2 protein-coding genes are annotated in these 1736 nt (G+C 71.7%); both read left to right on the top strand.

What is annotated here, in order from left to right; genetic code table 11:
* Positions 1-392: WD40 repeat domain-containing protein (locus KUTG_RS60940; RefSeq protein ID WP_043716377.1), on the top strand; the 392-nt coding region annotated here is incomplete at its 5' end.
* A 26-nt stretch (positions 393-418) separates the two neighbouring features.
* Positions 419-1597, top strand: coding sequence for an ArsB/NhaD family transporter (locus tag KUTG_RS09290; protein ID WP_232240725.1), 1179 nt, complete (start codon positions 419-421; stop codon positions 1595-1597).
* Positions 1598-1736 lie beyond the last annotated feature (139 nt).

The raw sequence follows: 1736 nt of genomic DNA, 5'->3' as shown, positions 1-1736 counted from the left end.
TGGGCACCTTCGACGACGGCCTGGCCGGCGTGGTCACGTTGACCGTGGTCGACGGCCGGTTGGCCGCCGGCTGCCAGGACGGCACCATCGCGGTCGGCGATCCCGGCGACCAGGCGCGGTTGGTGATGGACAGCGGGCTCGGGTACGTCGGCGCGCTCGGGCCGGCACGGGTCGGCGACCGGCGGCTGTTGGCCAGCGGCGGCTTCGGCGGGCTGATCCAGTTCTGGGACGTGCGCACCGGCGAACTCGTCGGCGAGTACCAGGCCCATGGCGGGACCGTGCGCGCGCTGACCCGTGTGCGGGTGGACGGGCAGCCGCTGATCGCCAGCGCCAGCGACGACGGTGACTTCCTGCTGTGGGACCCGCAGAGCCGGATGCGGCCCCGGTCATGAACATGGTGAGAGAAAAGGAAACTTCGGTGCGGAGGCTGGACGCGCTCGACTGGGTGGCCATCGGGCTGCTCGCGGTCGGCCTGGTGTTTCTGGCGACGGGACTGCTGCCGCTGGCGCAGGCCCAGGCCACGATGGTCCGGATCGGGCCGATCCTGGTGTTCCTCGGCGCGGTGATCGTGCTGGCCGAGCTGACCGCCGAGGCCGGGGTGTTCGACACCATCGCGATTCGGCTGACCATCCTGGCCCGCGGCAACTTCGTGCTGCTTTTCCTGCTGTGCGTGCTGTTCGCGGCGATCACCACCGCCACGCTCAACCTGGACACCACGGCCGTGCTGCTCACGCCGGTCATGCTGGCCGTGGCGGCGAGGCTGGCGATCCCGGGCGCTCCGCTGGCCATGACAACCGTGTGGCTGGCCAACACCGCGAGCCTGCTGCTGCCGGTGTCCAACCTGACGAACCTGTTGGCCATGAACCGCGTCGCGCTCAGCGCCCCGGCCTTCGCGCAGCGCATGGTGTTGCCGGAGCTGGCCTCCGTGGCCGCGACCGCCGTCTGCCTGTGGATCTTCTACTGGCGCCGGGGCCGGCGCGGCATGGACCGCTATGAGCCGCCCGTCGCCCCCAAACCGGCCGATCCCGTCCTGTTCGGCATCTGCGCCGTCGCCTGCGTGATCTTCATCGCCGGCGTGGTCGCCGGCCTCGAACTGGCCATCGTGTCGCCGGTCTGCGCCGGCGTCGTGGTCATCGCCTTCGCCTTCCGCAAGCGAGGTTCGCTGCGTTGGGGCCTGCTGCCGTGGCGGCTGTTGGTGTTCGTGACGGGCCTGTTCTTCGTCGTGCAGACCATCAGCGACCTCGGGCTGGCCGGCATCATGCACGCCGTCATCGGCGACAGCAACGGCCCGGCCGGCGTCTTCCGCGCCGCCGGCACCGGGGCCGGGCTGTCCAATGTGCTCAACAACCTGCCCGCCTACACCGCCGGCGAGGCCGTCGTTCCCGCCGCCAACCACGACCAGCTGCTCGGCCTGCTGATCGGCACCAACGTCGGCCCCATCGTCACGCCGTGGGCCTCGCTGGCCACCTTGCTCTGGTACGAGCGCTGCAGCTCGGCCGGCGTGAAGGTCGCCTGGCCGCGTTTCCTGCGCACCGGCCTGGTCACCGCGCTCGCCTGCCTCGCCGCCGCCACCGCCGCCCTGGTGCTGACCAGCTGAGCCCCCGCCCCTCCCGCTCGCCCCGCCGTTCGCTCCCCGGCCGCTCGCCCCCCAACCTCTCCGCTCTCACATGCGGACCGCATGTGCCGCGGGGAGGCAACTATGACGCGCATGTGACAGTGGGGGCGGGCTGAGCGGC

The sequence above is a fragment of the Kutzneria sp. 744 genome, from assembly GCF_000568255.1.
Taxonomy (GTDB): Bacteria; Actinomycetota; Actinomycetes; order Mycobacteriales; family Pseudonocardiaceae; genus Kutzneria.
This window is presented reverse-complemented; position numbering and strand designations above follow the sequence as displayed.